Annotated in this window: 16 protein-coding genes; 8 read left to right on the top strand and 8 right to left on the bottom strand. The window is 41.7% G+C overall.

The window, feature by feature from the left end:
• Nucleotides 1-203 precede the first annotated feature (203 nt).
• Nucleotides 204-1,040, top strand: a complete 837-nt coding sequence (locus tag PQ478_RS19340) for a copper amine oxidase N-terminal domain-containing protein (protein ID WP_289235240.1) — start codon at nt 204-206, stop codon at nt 1,038-1,040.
• Between the two features lie 48 nt (nt 1,041-1,088).
• On the opposite strand, the gene PQ478_RS19335 is transcribed toward PQ478_RS19340, so the two are convergent.
• Nucleotides 1,089-1,964, bottom strand: coding sequence for a copper amine oxidase N-terminal domain-containing protein (locus PQ478_RS19335; protein WP_289235239.1), 876 nt, complete (start codon nt 1,962-1,964; stop codon nt 1,089-1,091).
• A gap of 360 nt (nt 1,965-2,324) precedes the next feature.
• On the opposite strand from PQ478_RS19335, the gene PQ478_RS19330 reads away from it, so the two are divergent.
• The 4 genes from PQ478_RS19330 (at nt 2,325) to PQ478_RS19315 (ending at nt 7,037) form a co-directional block, all read left to right on the top strand.
• On the top strand, nt 2,325-2,708 hold the full coding sequence (locus tag PQ478_RS19330) for a CotH kinase family protein (RefSeq protein WP_289235238.1): 384 nt from the start codon (nt 2,325-2,327) through the stop codon (nt 2,706-2,708).
• 136 nt (nt 2,709-2,844) lie between these two features.
• The gene (locus PQ478_RS19325) at nt 2,845-4,053 is read left to right on the top strand and encodes a copper amine oxidase N-terminal domain-containing protein (protein WP_289235237.1); all 1,209 of its coding nucleotides are present in this window, start codon (nt 2,845-2,847) and stop codon (nt 4,051-4,053) included.
• Between the two features lie 190 nt (nt 4,054-4,243).
• Nucleotides 4,244-5,596, top strand: a complete 1,353-nt coding sequence (locus tag PQ478_RS19320; protein WP_289235236.1) for a serine hydrolase domain-containing protein — start codon at nt 4,244-4,246, stop codon at nt 5,594-5,596.
• 259 nt (nt 5,597-5,855) lie between these two features.
• Nucleotides 5,856-7,037, top strand: a complete 1,182-nt coding sequence (locus PQ478_RS19315; protein WP_289235235.1) for a C40 family peptidase — start codon at nt 5,856-5,858, stop codon at nt 7,035-7,037.
• 372 nt (nt 7,038-7,409) lie between these two features.
• On the opposite strand, the gene PQ478_RS19310 is transcribed toward PQ478_RS19315, so the two are convergent.
• From PQ478_RS19310 to PQ478_RS19300, 3 genes are all read right to left on the bottom strand, one after another.
• On the bottom strand, nt 7,410-8,453 hold the full coding sequence (locus PQ478_RS19310) for an S-layer homology domain-containing protein (protein ID WP_289235234.1): 1,044 nt from the start codon (nt 8,451-8,453) through the stop codon (nt 7,410-7,412).
• Between the two features lie 114 nt (nt 8,454-8,567).
• Nucleotides 8,568-10,466, bottom strand: coding sequence for a copper amine oxidase N-terminal domain-containing protein (locus PQ478_RS19305; protein WP_289235233.1), 1,899 nt, complete (start codon nt 10,464-10,466; stop codon nt 8,568-8,570).
• A 339-nt stretch (nt 10,467-10,805) separates the two neighbouring features.
• Nucleotides 10,806-12,881 (bottom strand): 5'-nucleotidase C-terminal domain-containing protein, encoded by a 2,076-nt coding sequence (locus PQ478_RS19300; protein WP_289235232.1) that lies wholly within the window; start codon nt 12,879-12,881, stop codon nt 10,806-10,808.
• Between the two features lie 459 nt (nt 12,882-13,340).
• Between PQ478_RS19300 and galU the strand changes: the two genes are divergently transcribed.
• Complete coding sequence (gene galU / locus PQ478_RS19295; RefSeq protein ID WP_289235231.1) at nt 13,341-14,225, top strand: UTP--glucose-1-phosphate uridylyltransferase GalU; 885 nt, start codon at nt 13,341-13,343, stop codon at nt 14,223-14,225.
• A complete protein-coding gene (locus PQ478_RS19290; RefSeq protein ID WP_289235230.1) occupies nt 14,222-15,541 on the top strand; it encodes a UDP-glucose dehydrogenase family protein in 1,320 nt (439 codons plus the stop codon). The genes galU and PQ478_RS19290 overlap by 4 nt, the downstream gene beginning before the upstream one ends.
• Nucleotides 15,542-15,572: 31 nt before the next feature.
• Here the strand turns inward: PQ478_RS19290 and PQ478_RS19285 are convergent, their stop codons facing one another.
• A complete protein-coding gene (locus tag PQ478_RS19285; RefSeq protein WP_289235229.1) occupies nt 15,573-17,999 on the bottom strand; it encodes a bifunctional 2',3'-cyclic-nucleotide 2'-phosphodiesterase/3'-nucleotidase in 2,427 nt (808 codons plus the stop codon).
• A 325-nt stretch (nt 18,000-18,324) separates the two neighbouring features.
• On the opposite strand from PQ478_RS19285, the gene PQ478_RS19280 reads away from it, so the two are divergent.
• Nucleotides 18,325-19,536, top strand: coding sequence for an S-layer homology domain-containing protein (locus tag PQ478_RS19280; RefSeq protein WP_289235228.1), 1,212 nt, complete (start codon nt 18,325-18,327; stop codon nt 19,534-19,536).
• Between the two features lie 549 nt (nt 19,537-20,085).
• On the opposite strand, the gene PQ478_RS19275 is transcribed toward PQ478_RS19280, so the two are convergent.
• The 3 genes from PQ478_RS19275 to PQ478_RS19265 all read right to left on the bottom strand — a co-directional run bounded on the left by PQ478_RS19275 (nt 20,086) and on the right by PQ478_RS19265 (nt 24,779).
• On the bottom strand, nt 20,086-21,240 hold the full coding sequence (locus tag PQ478_RS19275; RefSeq protein ID WP_289235227.1) for an acyltransferase: 1,155 nt from the start codon (nt 21,238-21,240) through the stop codon (nt 20,086-20,088).
• A 192-nt stretch (nt 21,241-21,432) separates the two neighbouring features.
• Nucleotides 21,433-23,067, bottom strand: coding sequence for a stalk domain-containing protein (locus PQ478_RS19270; protein WP_289235226.1), 1,635 nt, complete (start codon nt 23,065-23,067; stop codon nt 21,433-21,435).
• Between the two features lie 125 nt (nt 23,068-23,192).
• A complete protein-coding gene (locus PQ478_RS19265; protein WP_289235225.1) occupies nt 23,193-24,779 on the bottom strand; it encodes a M14 family zinc carboxypeptidase in 1,587 nt (528 codons plus the stop codon).
• Between the last annotated feature and the right edge of the window lie 85 nt (nt 24,780-24,864).

Genomic DNA, 24,864 nt, shown 5'->3' with positions numbered 1-24,864 from the left:
GTCAGTTCGCTCCTATGTGAGAGAGCTGACTTTTTATTTATACGACTCGAATCTTGTCGAAAAATTTAGGAGGGATAAAGACCAGATTTTTGAGTTTTTCATTTATAATGAAGTAAAGTTAATATAACTAAATACCTAGTTATAAAGAATTATTCATATGGATTTTACGTTTACAAATTTCTATTAAAGAAGGGGAAATTAAGATGAAAATGATTCGAGTCATTCTGTTTAGTGTCGCCATGATGCTTTTACTAGTATGCCTTCCAGCTCAAGCGGATGCGGCTAAGATGGAGCAAATTAATGTGTATTTAGAAGGGACAGAGCTTTATTTTGATAATGGCGTCTATATTCAAGATGGCCGTACTCTTGTTGAGTTCAGGGCTATTTTTGAAGAGCTTGGGTTTGACGTTTCCTATGATGCAAAAACGAAAGCTGTTAAAGGGATCAAAAAAGGTCTTGTTATTGAATTAAAGGTAGGTAGTAAGCAAGCGTTTGTAAATGGCCAACCTCAGACGCTGGATGTCGCAGCACAAATTATAGGGGGAAGGACGTTTGTCCCGCTGCGATTTGTGAGTGAATCTGCAGGCATTCAAGTAAAGTGGGTGCAGAATCCCGCTCGTGAAATTTACTTGCTGGACCCAACTGTACCAAAAAGACCGTTTGAGCTCGCATTTGGAAATAAAAAAGCTCAATTCTCTCTGCCGACGATACTTGAGAATGATTTGAGATCCAGCGCACGTGTTGTCACAGAAAGCGGGATGACTGCATACGCAGTTGATTTTTACTACCGCGATACTACATATATTCAAGATGATGTGTGGTCGTTAGCTGTCTTTAAAGTACAGCAGAGAGACTGGGATGATTTTTGGAGTTATGGCATGATGCAGAAAATCGGCACATCTAGTGATGGCTGGGTGTATGCATTAAACATGCCGGGTGAAGATCCGTATATGTTCGGAAGATATCCTGTCGGCAGTGAACGAGAGTACATGAGAGTTCACTATCATTTGAAGCACGCTATTATTGCTACATTACAATAAACAATAAATGAAAGAAGCTAGCACCCTAAAAGGATGCTAGCTTCTTATTTAATAACTAATAGCATTAATTTTGTAACCGTCGGTGCTATATATACCTTTTACTAATTGTATTCGATATGTGAAAGGCTCCCAGTAATATATACCGATATCACCTGCAGGAACGTTTTCAGAAAGAGTAATGATATAGTTTGATTGATTTTGAGTATAATTTACTTTCGTGCGATAATCCCAGTTAAAAAAGAACTCACTCTCAACATAAAGATACAAGTCATCACTACCGTAAAAATAATAATACCTTTCCCCGTTGATCACGTCATATTCCCATCTGTAATGAAGAAAATTATCGATGAAACTCTTCGTAAAGTAAGGTGATAGCCGGGCATCAATTTGAGCTCTCGTATAATACTGCTGATCCCCAAGATTAAACTGTGCATTAGCAGCCTTCTTCAGAAAATTTCTTAGCTCACTCTTTGAGGGCTGGACAAAGGGTCTTGTAACCTCCACTGTAATCGTTTTATCAGGCAGGGAGATAAACGCTTTGTACTGCTGTTGATCCCAGCGTACACTGCCTCCAAAGCTCTCGCTGATAAAACGAAGTGGTACGAGCGTTTGGCCATTTACCACTTTTGCTGGAACATCAATCAGATTGTGCTGGCCGTTAATGTATGTGTGTCTTGAGCCTACTGTTAAAAGTATGGTACGACCATCCTTTGTTGCTGTAATTTTTTTTGTTTTGTTTTCATAATGAACGGTTGCTCCAATTTCTTCAAAGATTGCTCTAAGAGGGACGAGCGTCCTTCCTTCTGTAATCTGCCCCCCTTTAATCGTTACAGAGCTTGCTGCATCTGCTTGAGGCGGCAACAATAGAAATACACTGACTATCGAAAGTAAAAGTACCCATTTAACAAACTTGTTATAGGTCAAATAAACCACTCCTTTTGTAGTATGTTATGATTATAATAGATTGCAAGGGGAACTGGAAGAGATTTCAATAAGTTTTAGTATGAAAAGCAAGGTTTTTAGGGCGAATGAAAGGATTAAATGGTATTTAACATGAGGAAATATTACGTATGTGAGGAAATGAGGTTTAAAATTCTATTTAAATGTAAATGTAAAATAGTAAAGATTTTCTTGTCATTCCGCAAAAAGGATTGGTTATAGTTAAATTCAACCAATCTTGCTTTTTAGACGTATAAGTAAGAATTCTGAAGTATAATAGAGGCAAGAGAAGAATGATGGTATGGGTGAGAACCATCTAATAAAATTGTATGTGAGGTTATTCAAATGTACAAAGATCTGCCACGCGGCACTAAATTAAGTATTACATATTCGGTTAAAAAAGCATTCATCCTTTATATGGAGAGCATCGAGTGGGATGAAGATGCGTATAACAGTGATGAGTTTCTAAGGTTCTGGCGCCAGTATTCAGATGAGAGCGCACAATGGACAAATGAAGTAGACCAAACTTTGCTTGAAAACTCTGAGTTTCAAGAGGATCTAACGAAGAAGGTCAATGAGATCATCAAAAAGATCTTTGAAACGGCTCCGACTGAAGATCAGATGAATAAAATTGATGAGCTCGTTCAAAAGCTGGGAATTGAAGATGTGGATTACAGCTGCCAGGCTGAAGCTGATTATCATATTGAACGCTTAAGCAAACAAGCATAAAAGTTATTTTGTGAACACCTTATGAATTATTCATAAGGTGTTATTTTTTGTGGAAAAACAAGCAGGACTTTTCTCCTTAGTCTAGAAGTCTAGAAAAGCACGCCAAATTTTGGATAACAGATGAAGGAGTGGTTCGGTGAAACGTTTGGTCATTTGGACAATGCTGGTTGCGTGCTTAGCAATGATCTTTTCTCCATTGCAAGCAGCTGCGAAGTCCAATGTGAAAGTAATGGTTGATGGACATGTGGTGGAGCTGGATGTACCAGCTACGATTAAAGAGGGACGTACACTTGTGCCTGTGCGTGGAGTGTTTGAGCTGCTAGGATTAGATGTAGCTTGGAATCAACAACAGCGTACAGCTGAAATAACAGGTGATAACAATTTGGTCAAATTAACATTAGGTAATCAAACAGCTGTCGTAAACGGGCAAACTGCTCAGCTGGATGTGCCGGTCAGCATGGTTGATAACCGTTTGCTTATTCCATTGCGCTTTGTTGCAGAGCAATTTGAATACGGCGTGGATTGGAATCAAGCATCACGCACGGTTCACGTGACCTCAGCACCCGGAGTTGTTGTTCAGGATGTAGAAGAATTTCTTAAGGCAGCACTTGAAGCGGATCTGAACAGCTACTCAGCCGATATGAAGCTTTGGCAGGTTATGAATGTAGATGGGGAAGAGTTCGTCATGGACATGGAGATGAAAATGGACGTTGTAATGGATCCCATTGGATTTTATCAATACATGGCTATGACGATGGAAGAGCTTGGCGGAGAATCTATTGTATCTGAGGCTTATTTAACCGAAGAAGGCTATTATGTATCTGAAATGGGCCAGTGGATTAAATACGATGATGACATGGTAGAAGAAATCTTACAGCTTAGCCAAATGCAGATGGACCCAATGTATCAATACGAGCTCCTGCTTGATTATGCAGAGAACGTGAGTGTGATTGAAAATAAAGATACGTATATGATGAGCTTCTCGATTACAGGTTCAGGGTTTAATGAATTATTAAATGAATTGCTGGGCGGTATAGATCTTGGTATTCCGGAAGAAGAATTAGAAATGATTGGTCTTCTGTTTGAGAACTTCGATATTTCTATCAGTACGACATTTGATAAAGAAACTCTCTTCCCGCTTTCACAGCAAATGACGTCTGAACTAGAAGTATCAATCGAAGGCGAAACGATGCATTTAACTCAAAAAGTCGATGGCACTTACTCAAACTTTAACGAAATTGAGAAAATTACAATTCCGCAAGAAGTCATTGACTCAGCAATTTCCTTTGATGATTATATCGGGCAGTGGGATTTAGAAGAAGAAGTGTATGATGAAGCAAGTTAATGGAATGCGTACAAAGTCCACCTGTGAGGGTGGGCTTTTTTCGTGGAAATGTGTTTCTATCTTCCAAAATAGGGTATATACTACTATGTATTTACACAAGAAAATGCTAGGCTTTGACATCATGTTTTGGTAATATCTACTTGTATTGTACAAACTAATACAAATTAATAAGTAAAAAGAGGGAATGGCTTTGAGAAAATATATTACGGCTTTATCTGTTTTATTGGCATTTTTCCTAGTGTTTCAAGACGAAGCGAAAGCGAATGTGCATCCTGGGGTTTTCTTAGAGGAGAAGAAGTTATCTTTTGATGTTCAGCCTACGATTATCAGTGGTGTGACTTTCATCGAATTACGCGGGTTATGTAATGCGCTTTCTTATAATTTGGGCTGGAATCAAGGCTCTCGTACAGCATCATGTTCTACGTCTGGCAAGAATTTCTCATTTTCAATCAATGATGCGTTCTATACATATAATGGAACACGAACAGCTTTCACTAACCGCCCAACGATCATTAACGGACGTACAATGATTTCTTTACGTGAAGTGTCTCAGGTGTTTTCTTATAATGTAACTTGGCTGCAATTTTCAAAAGAAATTCTTCTTATGCGTCCTCATGTTTCAGATGAAGTAAGAGGAAGAATGGCTGATGATTTCTTAAAAAGACTGCATGCAAACAATCAATTTAACGGCGCGGCTTTAGTTGCTAAGCAGAACCAGATTATCACCGAAAACGGATATGGAAAAGCAGATATTGAGGGTGGGGTCGCAAATACAACGGACACGAAATTTGCGATTGCTTCAATAACAAAAGGGTTTACAGGAACAGCAATCATGCAGCTTCAAGAGGAAGGAAAGCTTAAAGTAACGGACAAATTAAGCCAACACTTCCCGCATCTGCCGTATGCTGATAAGATCACAATCCACCAGCTTCTCACGCATACTGCAGGGCTGCCTTGGGAGAAGGATCGTGATTTTGCCCAGATTGAGTTAATTTATACACCAGGAACCAACCAACGATACAGTAATGTTGGATACCTATTATTAGGTGAACTTATTGAGAAAGCGTCTGGTTTAACGTTTGCAGATTACATGAACCAAAGAGTTTTCAACAAACTTGGGATGGATAACTCAGGTTATGATATTAATTCAAGTTCGGCTGGCATAAGAGCAAAAGGATACAGCTATGAAAACGGAAGACTTGTTCCAGTAAATCGTGATTTCACGTTACGTGGGGCATCGGGTTCGTTGTATTCTTCCGCTAAAGACTTATATCGATTAGATCAAGCGTTGTACAACAATGAGCTGATGGAGCGGTCTACGATGCACTCCATGTTGACTGCTCACTCTGGGAACTGGGGATATGGCTGGCAGGTTTATCCTCTCAATACAGGAAGAGTAACACAGCTGACAGGGTCAACGGTTGGATTTACTAGTCATATCAAACGAAATGAAGGACGCAAATACGTTATTGTTCTTCTTAGTAACCATGCAGATCCGGATATTCATGTGATTGGATCTACTATTGAAACGATTATTAGATAATGTATGAAACGAGAGCAGCTTAATGCTGCTCTTTTTTTATGTACACATCTAGTTATTTTCACCTATATTCTATGATTCTGGTCCTATCTTTCATTACAGTTGTGTAACATTTCGTCGAATCGCGAAGTTTTTTGGTACTATAAGAAAGCGAAATCTCAAATAGACTCTATTAATCTATAGAGATGTGCAATGAGTATGTAAAAATGACTGTAAATGAAAGTAAATATAACGATCTACATATTTAGGAGGAACGGGAAAGATGAAAAAAGTATTAGTGACATCGGTAGTGGCTGCAGGATTATTTTTTGCTGCCCCGCAAATGGCAGATGCAGCACTCGGAGATCAAACTTTACGTGTTGGCATGAATCACACGGACGTAACAGAGCTTCAAGAAGCACTAAAATCTAAAGGCTATTTCACATTCGACCGTGCAACAGGTTACTACGGTTCTATTACAGCGGATGCTGTTCGAAAATTCCAAGCATCAAACGGATTAAAAGTAGACGGAATTGCTGGCCCGCAAACATTTGCAGCACTTAAAGCAAACGGGAGCACAGTGGTGGCAGCATCTAGTTCAAATACAAGTTCAGCTACTTTACGTACTGGTGCAAGAGGGGCAGCTGTAACAAACCTTCAGCAGCAGCTTCGTAATCACGGACACTTCAGCTCAGCAGTAGACGGGGTATTCGGTCCATTAACAGAGCGTGCGGTTCGCAGCTTCCAAAGTGCGAGAGGATTAAGCGTAGACGGGATCGCTGGTCCACAGACATTCTCAGCTTTAGGACAAGCAGTATCAGGTTCAACGACACAAGCGGCAACATCTACTACTTTACGTCAAGGAACACGCAGTGCAGAGGTTACTAGATTACAAGACCGCCTTCGTCAGCTAGGTTACTTTAACTCAAACTCAACAGGCTATTACGGCACAGTAACGACTGAGTCAGTACGTCGTTTCCAAGCGGTGAACAAGCTTCAAGTAGATGGTGTAGCCGGCCCGCAAACATTATCAAGACTACACGGATCAAACGCAGCAGCAGCAAGTACTGCATCTGAGACAGTAAGCGCGTCTTCAAGCAACAGCTCAATCGGTTCAAGTATTATCTCAAGTGCAAATCGCTACATTGGAACCCCTTATCGTTACGGCGGTACAACAACAGCTGGATTTGATTGCAGTGGGTTTATCCAACGTGTATTCAGTGATGTAGGCATATCTGTACCACGTACAGCCTTACAGCAATGGAACTCAGGCACAACAGTGGCAGCACCAAGTGTTGGAGATATTGTCTTCTTCGCAACAGTGAACAGCGGCCCATCTCACAACGGAATCTACATTGGAAACAACCAGTTCATCCACAGTGGTTCATCTACTGGGGTAACAGTTACAAGCATGAGCAACAGCTACTGGAGCTCACGTTACTTAGGCGCAAAGCGTATTCATTAATATAATAGAAAGAAAAGGCAACGATCTGTGGAAATCGTTGCCTTTTTTTGTTTGGTGGCGGATGAGAATGAGTGGGATCGGGGGGAATTGGATGCATAATCGGGCGAAGCAACGTGGGCCTGGGAATTGCGTCAGTTCAGAACGTATATGCGTCTGTCATAGGAAGGATTGCGCACATCAAGTTTGCAATTGCGTCAGTTGGGGCCGAAATTGCGCCTATCTCCTGTTAATGCGCCGGTTCATATAAGATATGCGTCAATGTTCAGAGGAATTGTATAACTTCAGCCGATAATTGCGCCACTCCTCAAGCCCATTCACCAATGAGCTACAACAAAAAGCTGCCCAACTTCAGGACAGCTCTATCACATAAACTTATTCTGTTCGTACAATATATCCGTTCTCTAATGCATAGTTCTCAAGCTTTTCGCCGATTGAATAGTAAAGATTATCTTCATTAAAGAAGGAGTTAAGATGAGTCACTAATGGGGGTACCAGAACTTCGTTATTATCTGTTACACGGAAGAAGCTGTAATCCGCTTCCCAAAATGCGACCATCTTACCTACATATTCCTTCTTTTCTTCACTGGAATATTCAATCCAATCGTGGCCGTATTGTCTTGATAAATAGAAGTACTGCAATGTTCCGTGAAGCTCTTCTAATAGCTCATCGAGTTCTACAACGCGGGTTGGCTGTTCAAACAACTGTATTTCTACTTTATCGTTCTCGTGCCAAATAATATCTACTATATTTCCTCCGCCATAAACGCGTGGGATTAATAGCTCAACTAAGTTTCGTTCATATTGTTTGGCTTCAAACATGATTTCATAGATCCAACGAACGGCTGCTTGCCGCTCAGCTGATTCGTCTGGAAGGAAGTAGCCTTTTTCTGTTCCTCTTGCTAAGCGGATGCTTGAGGCAAGTCCAACTTGATTATAGGCATATTCAGAAATTTGATTGAAGTCCTTAAACCCCGAATGCTGGCTTAAGAATGTTGCAAAGTCATCATATCCTATACCACGAATAATCATCGTCATCATATCTTCGCGTGTAATATGTTCATTTGAGCCAAATGTCTTCTCCGACAGACCATAAACGACACCCGCTTCAACGAGTGCGCCAATTTCTGGGGCAGCCCATACAGGAACGTCATTAAAAGTGTTTGAGGCAGGTTCATTTGCAGGCAAGTCAAGTACATGAGCAAGCATTCTTGCAAACTCTGCCCGTGTAATTTCTTTTTTCGGTCCGAATGTTCCGTCTGGATATCCAGCAATTATATCAGCCTCAACTAATGCTTGGATCTCTTTTTTAGAATATGATTGTTCAATATCTGAAAAGGCTGGCTCGGCGGCTTGTGTCATAGGTACGAGGCTAAAAAGCATTGCTGCTGCAGCGATTGATATCAATTGTTTTTTCATGTGAATCCCCTCCACGTTGTATACTACAGGAAATCAAGTAGACTATCTACCAATATTGGAAAATGTCAAAAAAGACGAACAAAGGCATACTTCCTTCATTCGTCTTTCTTACTACTATTGGATTGTTTCGATATAAAGGGCAAGAGGCAAGGAAGCTCCGCCTGCATGCATTACTTCAATTTCAATTAAATCTTCACCAGGCATCACAACATAATCAATTAAATCTACATATTCTTGAGCTGCTTTAATAGTAGGGATAAGATGGATGTCTCCATTGATTTTAATTGCTCCGCTGTATAAGCCACCTCGCCCAGTCGCTTTCATGCGTACCACTTGAGCAGTGCCAGTATCGTTTACGATCGGTACATTTACTTTATAAGTCATCCCGAAGTGACCAGGGTTGCCTACTGATCCGTTCGTTTTTGAAAAAGAATTGTCGGCCGTCAATAAATGATCTGTTTGGCGATTAGAGATACTGTAGCCTGTTTTAGCAGAGCCGGCAGAATAAACAGGGAATGTCGCTTCAATCGTTGAATGAGGCCAAGCTCCTCTCGGATGAGCAGCTCTCTCGTTAATAGGAAGCGGCTGGTCATGAATAGCTGTTAATGCACCAGCTTCCTCGCTTAACACGGTACGAATTGTATAGGAAGCATTCGTCCCTTCTACTGTTAGATCATTTAAGAAGCCGATAATATAGTCTGGGTGCAGGGTGAATGAATCGATTAAGGCTGTCTTACCTGGATTAACGGTCGTGCCTTGGCTTGTCTTTTGCTGAAGTCTGTTATGCAACACAGCATCGGCAATAGGAAGACCGACATCGTAGTTGACCCATGTATTATTACTCTTTTTAGTGTAACCAGTTGAAGCTGGAAGGGTGATCGCAGACTGGCCTGTATTTTCAATTGTAATTCCTAAGTGTACAATTTTCCCTAACTCATTTACATGCCATCCAAAGACGCGGTGATCTGTTCGAGCTTGTTCTGAAGTAACCACATGCTCTGATAGTGTAACCGAGGATTTTGGAACGACATTAGGACGTAATGTTTCTGGGTTGTCGCTAATCAACAATTGCCGGTTTCCGGTTGCTGCTGCCTCAGGTATAAGAGCTGGGACCCCTAGAGGTCCTTCTTGCTTTGGCAGGAAGTCACTGAAAAACATGAATTGGTTTAAGTAAATGTAAATCTCATTTGTTTCAGAACGGAAACGTAAGCTGCCTCCTAAAGCATTAACAATAAAATGAACGGGCACATACATATCATTTCCGATCATAAATGGAGTATCGGTTGAATCTGTCGGCTCTTGATTGACAAGGATATTAGGTTTACCGCTTTCAAAAGTGAAAACGAGCCCTTGAATTTGTAAATCCATTACAGTCGGGCTGATCCATTGTTCCATCGACTGCTCGATGTGGTTTGTAAAATACTTTGCTGGAATATAGGTACGGCCATTTCGGATGATTGGCGGCTGATCCATATTCAAGCGTTGATTGTTAAGATGAAGAGTAAAAGGCTTTGTTACGACATTCTCTTTCTCCTTTTCTTTAGGTGTACGGATGGTTACCGTTTGAGCCTCGTGACTGTACGATACGAGACCACCAAATTGTTCACTGACAAAGCGCAGCGGTACATAGGTACGGTTTTTGTGCATGATTGATGGGGCTACGAGCGGAAACCTCTCATTATTCACTGTAGCTGTCTCTTGATTAATGATGAGTTCAATCGTTTTCCCTTCACGTATCGCTGTCGCCCGTTGATGTTCTTTATTCCACAGCACTTGGGCATCTAATGCTTCAAAAATGGCACGCATCGGAAGTAAGGTCATCCCGTTTGATATTAAAACAGGATCAGTGGTTGCGAATGATTCTCCATCAATAATAATGGATAAATCTTTACTATAAAGGCCTGTAGGAATCAGATTTGCAGCAGATGCATTTTGATTCATATAAGGCAGAAAGGTCGTAGAAAGCAGGGACATTAACAAAGTAATAATAAAAACGCGCTTAAAGTTCGGCATACTAATCTCCTATCATGGTATATTATGTCAATGTCTATACTACCATAAAACTTGGTATTAATATAGGAAAAAAGTAGATGTTTTGGGTGATGCTAATAATGATAAGGTCCTATTTTTAGATGGTGGACAGATAGTTACATTCTAGGATAACCATTGTGAGATAAATTGATGTACAAGCCCTGGGGGGGAGGATGTGACAAAATTCGATTTCCGGGGAAATGATTGATCATAAAGAAAACGACTCCTGTCAATTGAATGAACAATACCAAGAATAATGGACACTGATTAAAAAGTGCCCTTATTCGGGGTATAGTTCACAATTGAGGAGTCGTTTTATAATTATTCGTTCAGCTCACCATAGAAGTAAAGAACAGTTGCTGCTTGTGCACGAGTTGCTGCACCTTTAGGTTCGAATAGTTTTCCATCTGCAGTACCAGAGATGATACCAAGATCGGTTGCATATTGAACATAAGCTTGAGCGTATGGGCTGATTGATGAAGCATCTTCAAAGCTTAAGTCTGCTTCTACATCAATTGTTGTATCCGTCTCATACTCATAAGCACGCATTAACATTGTAACCATTTGCTCACGGGTAATTAAAGCGTTCGGAGCAAATGTTGTTTCCGTAATACCACTTACAATTCCAGCTTCATAAGCAGCCAGCACATCAGCTGATTGAGCTTCTGTTACATCTGTAAATGGATTTTCAGCCGCCTCACCAGCGTCTAGATCAAGTGCACGAACAAGAAGTGCCGTAAAGTGTGCACGTGTAATATTGCTGCTTGGCTTGAATGTTCCATCTGGGTAGCCGAAGATCACTTCTTTAGCAGTTAGGCTCTCGATATAATCAAATGCCCAATGGCTCTCTGGAACATCAGAGAATGATGGAGCTGGCTCTTCAGGTGTACCAGGAAGCTCGTCAGCTGATTTCACTTGAATACGTCCTTCTACCTCATAATCAATAACGCCTTCTGTCTCCATTAAGTGACGAGCGTAAGCGATCATCGCATTTGTCACATATCCAGCGTCCTCTTGGATCATTTCACCTTCAAAGTTATAACCGTCACCGCCTGTTGCGATGAAGTTATTTAAAGCTACAGTATATGTTGCAGCGGGGTCAATTGGCTCGCCGTCAACGAATAGTTCTGCATCAACAAATTCATTATCTTCATCTACATAAATCGTGTAGTTAAGACCTGCAGTCTGGAGGTCAATTTGATTTGTGTCTCGCCAGCTGTAAGAGTATTCAATGACATCTTTTAGAGCTGCTCCGGTCATTTCTTTTATCGTAATAATGTTGCCAAACGGCTCAACTGTGTAGATGTCACCAGCAGTAATATCACCTGGTTCAATGCTTGCACGGATGCCCCCGCCGTTAGTTAAAGAGATGTCAGCACTAGGAACGCTGTGCAGGATTGAATCCATCCAGAAGTTACCTAGAGGTGCATCGCCTTGGTAACGACCATCACGTGTTAAACCAGTTGTTGTGTGACCGATGACTTCACCTAGAAGTTCTTCTGCTTCCGCTTCATACGCTTTAACCATTGCATCAACTTCAGCGTTTACTGCTTCAAGCTCTGATACTTTTTGCAATCCGCCAGTTACTGTTACTTCATCTGTTTGTTTGTTATACGTAATCTCTAGGTTTCCAATATTATTTGCGTCGCCGCCTGTTTGAGCGATCGACGTTCCATTAACAACAACCGGCTCTTCAAGTGTTGTATGAGAGTGGCCGCCGATAATGACATCGAAAAAGTCAACTTCTTTAGCTAAGCGTTGATCTTCGTTATAGCCGATATGTGTTAAAGCTACAAATACGTCAACTTCATCTGCAACATACTCATATTGTAGGGCTGTTGCTACTGGATCATGGAAATCAAGTCCGACAATCCCTGCAGGTGCAGTTGCTGGAGGTGTCTGAGTTAAACCTAGAACACCTACTGTCACATCTTCAAGTTCGAAAATTTCATAAGGCTCAGGCTGCTCAATTGCAATTGTTTCATCAACCACTTCTGTGTTGGCACTTAACCAAGGGAAGTTTGATTGTTCTACACGCTCTTGAAACGCCTCTTGACCGTAATCAAATTCGTGGTTTCCGATAGCCATCGCATCAAGGCCCATTTCATTTAAGAGAGCAATAATCGGCTCACCGTCTTGCAGGTCAACAACAGGGTTGCCGCTGAAAATATCACCTGCATCTAAGTATAAGAAATTACTAGACTCAGCGCGCTTCTCGTCTATGTACGCGCTAATCTTACCGAAGTTAGCAATCTTTGCATGCATATCATTTGTATGCACAATGTCAAGCGTCACTGAGTCAGAATCATCAGCAAGAGCAAGTCCGCTGAAAGAGAAGCAAGAAGCTAATATTAATAGAGTTGCCAGCATGCTTTTCAACCATTTTCCGTTCATCATATTCCTCCTAGAAATCTATTTTCCACTTGGTAGAAAGCGGATACATGTAAAATTATATAGAAATAAGTAGAGAAAGTATAGAAATATGTCAGAGATTCTGCTAATCCATTATTTTCTAGTAGATTCAAGGTTTTTACTGGATATTAATTGTATGATTTCGAGAAGTTTATGCGTCGGTTCAGAAGATAATTGCGCTCCTGTTATGCGGAATTGCGTCTATTGAGAGCACAATTGCGCCCCTCTCATCTAATTGCGTCTATTCAAACCGGATATGCGTCAAAGGTACAGTTAATTGTATTTGTTAAGCTGATAATTGCGCCGATTCAGCCAAGTGACTTGCTGTGGCATCAGATGTCTGACCCCCTTTACAAAATCTCAATGAATGTCACAAGTCTTAGTTGCTATAATCAAAGGGTAAGGACTTGTTTCACTAACTCATCTTGATCAGGGGGCGTACCAATGAATGTTCGTAAAGCTATTATTCCAGCAGCAGGTCTAGGTACACGATTTTTGCCAGCGACAAAAGCGCAGCCAAAAGAAATGCTTCCCATTGTTGATAAGCCGACGATCCAATTTATTGTCGAAGAGGCAGTCGCTTCAGGAATTGAGGATATTATCATTGTAAGCGGACGGGGAAAGCGGGCGATTGAAGATCACTTTGATAAGTCCTATGAATTAGAAGAAACATTAGCGAAGCGGGAAAAGTGGGATGTGCTGGAAGAAATGAGTTCTATCTCGAATCTTGCAAACATCCATTACATACGACAAAAAGAACCACTTGGGCTGGGGCATGCGATCCTGTGTGCGAGCCGCTTTATTGGAGACGAACCATTTGCTGTCTTGCTCGGTGATGATGTCGTGCGCGGCGAACCTCCGTGTCTTAGTCAATTAATGGACATTTACGAGCGGCATCCTTGCTCGATTGTCGGGGTGCAGAAGGTGGCTTACGAAGAGGTATCGAAATACGGGATCATTGAGCCGACCGGCACAGCTCTTGAGCCGAGGCTGATGGCTCTTCATGATTTGATTGAGAAGCCAACTGTCGAGGAGGCGCCTTCGCGTTATGCGATTCAAGGCCGCTACATTTTACGTCCTGAAATTTTCCCGATTTTAGAGCGGGTTACACCTGGTGCTGGCGGGGAGATTCAGCTGACAGATGCGATAAGACAAATGAATAAGGAACAGACCGTCCTCGCCTATGAGTTCAGCGGCAAGCGTTATGATGTCGGGGATAAGGCCGGTTATTTAAAAGCAACGATTGATTTTGCCTTAGAGCGTGAGGAGTTGCGTGAAGAGTTACTAGCCTATATGGAATCGATTATTAGGGAGGGCCTTCCAAAATGAAAAAGATCACCGTGGTTGGAACGGGTTATGTCGGGCTTGTGACGGGTGTAGCATTAGCAGAGATCGGTCATCATGTCGTCTGTTTAGATAAGGATGCTGAGAAAGTTGAGCTGATGTGCTCTGGGATTTCTCCTATTTATGAGGCGGGGTTAGAAGGGTATCTTGCTCATCACTTGAGAACAGAAAGTCTTGAATTTACTACAGATCCTGCGGCCGCTTTAAGCGGGGCAGAGCTTGTGTTTATTGCCGTAGGAACGCCTGAGCTTGCGGATGGTTCAGCAGATCTCAGTTATTTAAGAGAAGCATGCTTAACTGTTGCTGAATATCTAAGCGGACCGGCAACTATTGTGATCAAAAGTACGGTGCCTGTAGGGACAAATGATCTGATGGAACACTTGATCACTGAACATACCCTCTATCCAATTTCGGTCGTCTCTAATCCTGAATTTTTGAGGGAGGGGCAGGCACTGTATGATACTTTTCAAGCAGAACGAATCGTCATCGGCTCAGAGGATAAGACAGCGGGTGAGCTCCTTCAAGAGGTGTATGCCCCTTTAGCAAGACCTGTATTTCACACCGACCGCCGCAGTGCAGAGCTAATCAAATATGCCTCAAATGCGTTTCTTGCAACAAAAATAAGCTTTATTAATGAGATGGCCGCTCTTTGTGATGAACTAGGTGCAAATGTGGAGGATGTGGCTTGGGGAATGGGAGTGGACACACGAATTGGTCATTCCTTTCTAAAAGCAGGTGCAGGATACGGTGGATCATGTTTTCCGAAAGATACAAAAGCCCTTGTTCAGATAGCGAAGGAAGTAGAGCATGATTTTCAATTAATGAAGGCTGTCATTGATATCAATGATCTTCAAAGACATCGCATTTTGAAGTGGATGAAGGATCATTACCCAGATATGAGAGGGTTAAGAATTGCCGTATTAGGACTTTCCTTTAAACCAAACACTGATGACATTCGTGAAGCCCCTTCTCTTAAACTGATTGAAGTATTAATTGAGTGCGGGGCAGACATCGTTGCATATGACCCAGCAGCTATTTCAAATGCAAAGAAAGTGCTGGGTGAGAGAATCTGTTATGCGTACTCAGTTGAAGAAGCGATTGAGAAGGCGGATGGTTGTTTGATTGTGACAGAATGGAATGAAATAAAAGAAACACCGATTGAAGTGTACAGTTTTTTAATGGAGCAGGCGGTTGTATTTGACGGCAGGAATTGTTATTCGCTTGAAGATGCGAAGCGGGCTGGTGTGACGTATTATTCGGTAGGAAGACCGCGCATCCATAACGAACAATTTATCCATTAAGAAAAGCCCCCAATTGCTGGGGGCTTTTAGTTTACTTATTCATAGAGTTATAAACAAGAATCGCAAAGTCACGGCGTGTCACATTTTGTGTCGTACCGAACGTTGTAGCACTTGTACCAGATGTAATTTCATTTGCATAAAGAGTCTTGATGTCGTTTTTGAAGATCGAATCTTCAATGTCAGTTACTTTCGGATCTACTGAACCAGTTAGCTCGAATGCACGAACAAGTACTGCTGCTGTTTCACCGCGAGTAATTAGGTTATTCGGTAAGAATTGAGAGTTACCGATTCCGCTGAAAATACCTGCTTCTGTTGCAGCGTTAATGAACGGATAGAATACAGATTCTGTGCGAACATCACGATAGCCTGCAGAAGGAGCGTTTGCTACATCAAGTTCTTTCGCACGAGTCAGCATAGAAGCTGCTTCAGCACGAGTGATCGGAAGATTAGGACCAAATGTGTTATTTGGATAACCAGAGATAATACCAGCCTCATAAAGAGCCATCATTTCCTCGTATCCACGAGTTTCCTCATTGATATCTGTAAATACAGGCTCAGCTGGAGGTTCTGTTTCTTCAGGTGCTGCTGGGTGGAATTCAAATACTGACCAGCCTTGAGCATTTGTTTCTAAGAAAGTAACGCCTTGTACTTCTGAACGCTCAGCATAAGCAGGTGCTTCAGCTGCTGTGCGGATTGTAATTGGGCCTTCTGCTTCAAATGGAGCAATTGACCAGTTGTTTGTTACTTCAACAGAGATCTCACCACGTTCACGGATGTAATCAATGATAATCTCACGGTTTTCTTCAGTACCAGCATAAACGATCTCGGCACCATCAACGTGGTCACCGCCGCCGCCAGCACGGTAGTTGTTAGTAATAACTAGGTAATCTTGGTCTGGATCAACAGGCTCGCCGTTGTATGTTAAATCAACAATACGCTCGCCTTCAGGTTTTGTTACATCAATCATGTACTCCACGCCCTCGATTGTATCGAAGTTGTATTCACGGAAGTCAAGATCTGTTAATTCTTGTGCTTCTGGTTTAGAAGGGTCAATTTGGAAGAAAGCACGAGCTGATTCTTCTAACCAAGCCTCAAGGTCAGTACCGTCAACTTTTACAACGTGTACTGTGTTCGGGTAAATGTAAATATCAGCTACATCTTTAATCGCGATATTTTCACGAACATCTGTGTAATAATCTAGTCCGCCGCGTCCTGCACGGAATGGCGCTGCTGCAGATAATAGCGGAAGGTCTGCAAATTCAGTACCAGCAAAGTGATCTTCAGCAAACTCTAGCTGAGCATCATTTACTAATTGAACAACCTCATTATCAAAAATACGAGCAAAGAATGTGTTTAATTCTCTGTCAGTAGAACCTACTGGACTGTTTACATACTCAATTGTTTGTTCATGACGCTCCATAACGATGTCTTCGATTGCTTTTGAAGACTCATAGTCAGCAGTAGCTACAGCTGTTGCCGTCCCGTTTTCTACTGTCCATTCGCCGTTATCAAACGAAAGGTCAAGCTCAATTAATCCAAGGTGTGAACCCCAAGCTCCAGGCATAACCGTTGGAGTACCGTTTAATGTTCCATTTTCAAGGTCAGCACCAGGAAGATTTGCATAACGGTCTTTGTCATTTGGGAATACATAATGCTGATGCCCTGTGATTAACGCATCAACACCTTCAACTTTACTAAGCTGGTATGAAGCATTCTCACTAGCAGTTTCGTTTGTATCAAAACCAGAGTGAGCTGCAACAACGATCACATCCGCACCTTCTTCTTTCATTTGCGGAATGTATTTCTTTGCCGAATCTACAATCTCATTTACATAAACGTTCCCATCAAGGTGAACGCGATCCCAAGTCATGACTTGAGGAGGAACAAATCCGATGATACCGATCGTGATGTCATTGCCGTCAATCGTTTGCTCGACCATTGTATATGGCTCATAACGGTGTGTATCATCATTCTTGTTATACGTATTGGCGCTTAACCAAGGGAAGTCTGATTGAGCAGCTATATCATCAAGGAATTCCAAGCCAAAGTTATACTCGTGGTTTCCAACTGCCGCAGCATCATATTCCATATAGTTCATAACGTCTACAATAATATTATTTTCTTGCGGATCTACTGTTGCTTCAAGATCTCCTAAAATACTACCCTGAACAATATCTCCATTATCAACTAAGATTGAGTTCGGGTATTTTGCTCTCATTTCTTCTACTGCACTGTACACTTTCGATAAACCAATCGTTTCATTTACCGCATCTGCCATGTAATCATAAGGCATCATGTGGGCATGGATATCTGTTGTACCCATAATTGCCAGCTTATGAGTGTTACTCTCAGCTGCAACAGTTTTCGTCCCGATAAAAGGAAGGACAGTTGATAGAGCAAGCAATAATGAAAGCGTTAGCATCATTAAGCGACTTGCACGTGTTTTCGAATGAGTCAAAGTGATTCCCCCTTGATTAGTGATCCTTATTTGAAGAATAGTAGAACGATATTCTCAAATAAAGTCGAAGTAAGGTAACGCATACACTAAAAAGGTTATCACAAGATGTTCGGACAAGATACATATTTTTTGAGATTTTATCAAAATCAGTCTATTTTGTAGGAAAATACTAATTTAACATCAAACTAGATAGATTTACTAGATCTAGAAAACTAGTGAAAAGGTACTGTTTATAACGATTGGGAGGGAAATGGAAGGAAAGTAATTGAAGGTTTGAGCTTGTTATCTAATAATGGAAGTATAGGATACATAAGGAGGAAATGATGTGAAAGTAAAAACAGGCTTTGTTGTACTATTCATTTTATTGCTGGTGCCATTCACCGTACAAGCTCAATCACCGTTTAATGATGTTCCCGAACACCATTGGGGAATAGAAGAAATTGGTTTTTTAGCTGAAGAAGGAATTGTTGCCGGGACTGGCGGCGGGAATTTCTCCCCACAAGCCCCAGTAACCAGAGCTCAAGTAGCGGTCATGCTTGTCCGTGCGTTGAATTTGGGAGGAGAAGCAGCCACGCAGCCATCCTACAATGATGTTGATGAAACTACTTTTGGTTACCATGCAATCAGTGTTCTTACTGACCGCGGTGTGTTTGCTGATGGTGAAGCTTTTCATCCAACGAGATCGATCACGAGAGCAGAGATGGCACGGGTGATTGCTGGTGCATTCAAATTAACTGGACAAAATGAATTCCAATTTGCAGATGTAGAGCGAAATCACTGGGCAGCACCTTCTGTAAGGGCTATTGCCAAAAACGGTGTGATGGCAGGTAATACAGAGGCTCAATTCTTACCAAGCCAGCCGATGACAAGAGCGGAATTCTCAGCATCTCTTGCAAGAGCGATTAATGAGGATTATAAAATTGATGCAGATTCTATTATTGAGGAATCCATTATTCGCGTGGCAAAAACAAATGTAGAGAAGCTTGAAGAGATTTTCCGCAGTCCTGAGTTACATGGGCCGCCTCGTGCTCAGTACTCTGTGGTTCGCCCTGTAATTGCTGATTATGCTACCACAAGCTATGCATTTGGTCATTTGTATCGACACTATCAGGAGATGTGTTCGAACTGTGATGAAATGTTATACGGCGATACAAACGGATTTAATGTACGTGCCAAAGCGGAAGCCTTTAGTGTAAATAGTGTGCGGGTGGAAACGATCATTATTGGTAATGAACTTCATGACCCGAAATTTTTCACGGTTGATTTGAGACCTGATGATGGTAAGTATAGAATCCATCAATCTAATCTAACAGCAGTAGAGGGGGCAGGGTTTGCATTAACTCAAGTGGAAACAAGAGCTGTGGTGCGGGAATTTGCAGCGAGCTATTACACTTCTCCTGCCATTCATACACAGCTGGTTAATATCACTACGCCTGAACCTTATAACTATGAAATGCATGACTACCAAGTGACGTTAAACAACGGTGAAACGCACTATGTGGCAGTAGATACAAGGAATGGATTTATAACATACTAGTATCAAAAAAGAAAATACGAAAACAGCTTGAAAATAACATATGTTAGAGGAAAGTTGCCGCTCCTGAAATATACTTCGCTTTCCATGGGAAGCTGCTGAGCCTCCTCGGGCTTGTGCCCTGTGGGGTCTCAGCTTTGCTTTAGTTCCCATAGGAGTCTTCGCATATTTCATCCGCTAAGGTATGTTTTGTATAGAAATTATATAGACGAGTTATTTTATGTTTGGCTCAGTTCAAATAAATATGGCCCTTATCATGTACTCTTCAATTAAGAAAAGTGCTTGATAAGGGCCTTTTTAGTATGGAAGAACTCAACCTTATTCACGCTCCGTTGATTGGAGCGGAAGGCACCGACTCCTGCGGGGTGTGCGTGGCCAGGGAAGACCCCGAAGAAGTGCAACGACGAGGAGGCTTCCGGACCGCCCGCGGAAAGCGTGTGCCTGCAGCGGAAATCAACAACTAGTGTAGGGAGGGACTTTTTTTAGTAACTTCTTTAATACCGCTTGAAGTATTGCATATTACCTCCGTTAGATTAGCGCTTCGATTACGTATTAATGACTCTTCTCACGTGGTTTAGCTTGTACACCTTTTGGTCTTGCTCCAAATAGAATCCAGCCGCTTTTGACCCAGTTTAAGACAGGGTAGACAACAAGCAGCGATCCTAGCAATGCAACGAGGAAGCAGCTTAGTATCCATAAATGATACTGCATCATTTCATTGCCAAAATAAACATATTTTCTATAGAACAAGAGGAAGAGCGGATGAATTAAATAAATTCCAAATGAATAGATTCCTAGCTGAGTTAACGTGTTAATCAGCCAAGGCTTCCCGTGCTTATAGATCCAGTGACCAATCAAAATTAAAATCAGGGCACTGAAGAAGGTATGGAAGCTCCAAAAAAGATGGAATAGTTTCGAATCATAAGAGACTCCGTATGCACGAAGTGAGTAATAGAGATAAATATGCCCGCTCACAGCTAATGCCCATATGCCGAAAATCCCTGCGATTACCATACTCTGTCTGCTGAAGACTGACTTTGCTTTAGCAAACCAGGCTTTAATAGATTCGTAATAAATTCCAATAAATGCCCCAGCTAGGTAGTGTGACATATACGATAGGGAAATGCTGCCGACATTCGGATATTTAATAACAAAATGATTATATAATGAATACGAAAATTGAATGACAAATCCAATCCAAATCAGGTGCTTCACTAATCCTGGGTAGCGTTTTAGAAGCCATAAAAAGATTGGAAACAGCAAATAAAATTGAATGCTGATAAACACAAAATATAGATGTGGGTAGGCACTGCCCATCATTAGTTTATTTCCGAAGTCTGAAATGAACTCATTAAACCCGCCGTACGTCTCGAAAAATTGAGAAGTCACGGTTACATAAATCAGGGAAAAAACGAAATAAGGGACTAAAATATAGAGAAGCCTCCGCTTATAGAAGTTCTTAACCAGGTTCCCTGTTAATTCACGATGATAATAACTATAAAATAAAACAAAACTGCTTAGTAAAATAAAGGTGGTTGTACCAATTCTAAAAAACGTGTTGGCTGCATTATAAGCAAAAAAAGATGTGCTTGATGTATCTAGTGTACCCACTGTAACAGACGTTGAGTGTACGATGAGTACAGCAAGAATAGCAAGTCCTCGAACAACGTTTAATTCGAAAATGGGTGCTTTCTTCTGAATAGCCATATTCTCACTTCCATTTATAAATTCAATGTCTATCATACCATACCATATGTATGTCCACTTTACTGTGCTATCAGCGGAACTTTGACAAAATTTATTAACATTCAACAAGTTTTAGAGGAGGAATAGGCGGGGCTCACTATATAAAAGAGAAGCCCTGCGTATCATGACGCAAGGCTTCTGGTGAAGTTCCTATTAATCTAAAGTAATCACACGGGCGCGTCCCCAGTCGATGGTTTGGCCGGTAGCTTCTGTAACAAAGCGGACAGGAACGACAGTACGGCCGTTTACAACAGTTGCTGGAACATCTAGGGTATGATTTACTCCATTCACTTGTGCGGTCTTTTCGTTTATGCGAAGGGCGATTGTTGTGTCACCGCTCTTACCGACTGCTGTTCTTGTTGCTTGATTCCAATCGAGCTCGAGACCAAGGTGTTCAAAGATTGGACGGATTGGGACTAGCATTCTCCCAGATGTAATCGTAGGGTCTACCCGGTCAAAAGTTAGCAAATTTCCGCTCACAGCAGCTTGAATACGTTGCTCAGCTGTAAGGTGAACAGTCGATATGGCTCTTGAAATGGTGCGCATATCATCTACAGAAATATAAGTTGTGCCATTATGCAGCAGAGTGTGTTTCGCTGCTATTTCTTGACCATTTACAAAAATAGGCTGTGTGACTGGCTGGATATAGGCTTGTTTCTTGTTTGCCCGATCGAACTGACCTCTTAACTGTGTAGCACGGTTAACAAGACCAGCTGTATCTCTATATCTTTGCGTGCGATCACCGCGAAGAATAACGGTCGTAAACGTAGAACCTTCAAACTCAGCAAAAGAGATTAAATTATGCCTGGAAATACTCGTATATCCTGTCTTTCCTCCTGTTACTAACGGATGTCTATAGGAGGAAGCGGGGTGAACCATATCGTTTGTATTTCTCCACACTTTGTGTACCGGACTTCCGGATCTGCTCCGGTACGTCGTAGCATAGGTTGGTGTGCTTACTAATTTCATGAAGAATGGATGCTTTGCGGCTTCCGCTCCAATCTTAGCAAGGTCAGAAGCTGTTGTTTTTTGAGAGGTGTGATCGTAGCCGTGAGCATTCATAAATGTAGTGTTAAGAGCACCGATCTCACGTGCGCGCTGATTCATCATTTGAACAAACTGCCAGTGGGTGCCTGCAATATGTTCAGCAATTGCAACCGCTGCATCATTTCCAGATGGCAGCATCAATCCATGCAGCAGCTGCTCAAGTGTCATCACGTCCCCCGGGTTGACTCCAGCTTTTGAGCTGTCTGATGGAACCGTCGCAGCACCAGGTCCGACGATGACAAGGTCATTCAAATTTCCTTTTTCCAATGCCAATAAAGCTGTCATTACTTTGACTGTACTTGCAGGGTAAAGAGGAGTATTAGCATTTTTCATAAAGCTTGGTGTCGTGTGACCGCCCTCTAATACAGCACCGGAATGACCGCCGATTGCAAGAGAGAATTGAATATGGTCATTTGATCGCACGGTTTCTTTAGGAAGCGGACTGCTTAGGATTGATTGAATGACAGGGGTAGTATTCTCCCCGTTTAAATGAATACCATTTGCTTGATTCGTTAATGTGAGATTAAAAAGATTGGCCGCACCGCGAAGCGGAAGGTAGCTTACTTGTTGATAGGTTAAGAGGGGGCCGTTTAATAACATGGCTTGATCTTGATGTTCTACAACGTAAGATTCCTCTGTTATATAAACCGTTTTAGCGTTGGTTATGGCTGAAACTTCTAGACTTGGAAACAGGAAAACAAGGAGCGCCAAGAAGAGAAACATTGATTTTATTCTGTTCACAGATATATCCTCCTACATTCTATGTGTATAAAAACCTACTAAATTATACCATAAAAAGGTAGAAATTGTAGGGTTATAAAAAGAAAATCCCGAGACTATAAGATTATGAGTCTCGAGATCCGTGATTATTCTTCCTCTTTTTCTGATTGTTTTTCTTCTGGTGTTTCTATGTCTTCTTCTTGATCTTCAGAAGGTTCTTCGTGTGTTTCCTCCTCTTCTATTTCTTCATCTGTTTCTACTTCTGCTTCTTCAGAAAGTGGTTCTTCGGCAATTTCCTTTTCTTCAATTATCTCTAAATCTTCCTCTTCCACAGCCTGAGCTCGAACGGCCTCTGCAGAGATAATACGGATATGTCTTGTTTGCTGATTCCATTCAACGGTTGCTCCGATCGCTTCACTAATAAAGCGAAGCGGCACATACGTATGACCGTCAAGCAGCATAGCAGGAGCATCTAAGGAGACTGTTTGACCATTTACTATCGCTTCATTTTTGTGAATAGGAATGACAATGGTCGTATCCCCAGAGTAGACTCGCACGACGCGCTCCACATGATCCCACTGCAAGGTTGCACCAAGTTCTTGGAAGATGCTTCGAACAGGCACTAATGTTCTGCCTTGTACTGTGAAGGCACCTGCTGAGGTACCGAAGTTTTTCCCGTTTACTTCAAGGCTTACAGGAACTTTACTAGCATTAAATCTAGACATAAATGCACGGTGGCTGTTAAGACCAACATATAATCCAACTTGTCGGTTTTGGTTCCAAATGCGGTCAAAATACGAAAGAGGAACATGGGTGTTGCCGACATAAGGTGCTAGCTCTGGTGTGAAGGCTGGACGCTTATATTCTTGGATAAACCAGTCTGTATAACCGCCTCCGCCTGTTCGAGAAGGGACCCCCATCATGGTGTAGCCCGTCATATTGCTAATCGCTCTAGCATGCTGGCGGTCGCGAGTAAGCTGAGCGCCTGACTGATGGAAATTCCAGAATAGAATTTCTCCGCTGCTATGGTAGGATACAGCCATTTCTGGATTTATCTCTTCTGTTAAGGAAAGCACAGCTTTTACTTCTTTTGCCGTATGCGGAGCACTTCCGCGATGGTTAGACCAGCTAGGCCGGCCTGGGTCATTCGCTAAGTTATTCCAATTCGCATTAAATTGTCTGTTTAGGTCAATTCCGCGAGCATTAGCTTTCCAACGTTGAAAAGAAAGACTTCCGTTATTCATCGTAATCAATGCAGTATGAGTACTTGAAGGAAATGCTGATAATCCACGCTGCTGAAGGGTTACTCCGTCAGGATTCATCATCGGGACAAACCAAAAGCTATGCTGATCAAGAATTCCTTTAACATGATAGGCACCTATGTTTCGATTCCCTCTATAGGCCTGGGCATATTGATCGATCATGCTCATTGTGAGATTCGTTGAAATCCACTCTCTGGCATGGTTAGATGCGTTTATGTATGAGGTTGAGACCCCGTTCCCAAGCTTCACCGCATAAATCGGCCTCCCGTACTCACTTTCCCCAATCACCTTATATTCAATGATTTCTGGGTAGGTTTCGGCTAATCGAACAATGTCTCTCTCCATTTGTTCAAATGAATAAACCTGCTTTGGGTTCACAATATTTGAGGCATTCACTTCATTTGAAAAAGGAATTAAGACAACTACTATCAAACTTAAAAATAAGGACAAAAAGATAGACCTTTTGGACATTGAATCCACACCCTTCTTAACGGTTTACTATAATAGTAGCGTATAGCTAGTGGAAAAATTCGTCAATTTATTTTTTAAACTTTTT

Origin of the sequence: Alkalihalophilus pseudofirmus (genome assembly GCF_029094545.1) — a bacterium.
In the GTDB taxonomy this organism is placed as follows: Bacteria; Bacillota; Bacilli; order Bacillales; family Bacillaceae_D; genus Alkalihalophilus; species Alkalihalophilus pseudofirmus.
The sequence above is the reverse complement of the archived record's forward strand: the minus strand, read 5'-3'. Positions and strand labels throughout refer to the sequence as shown.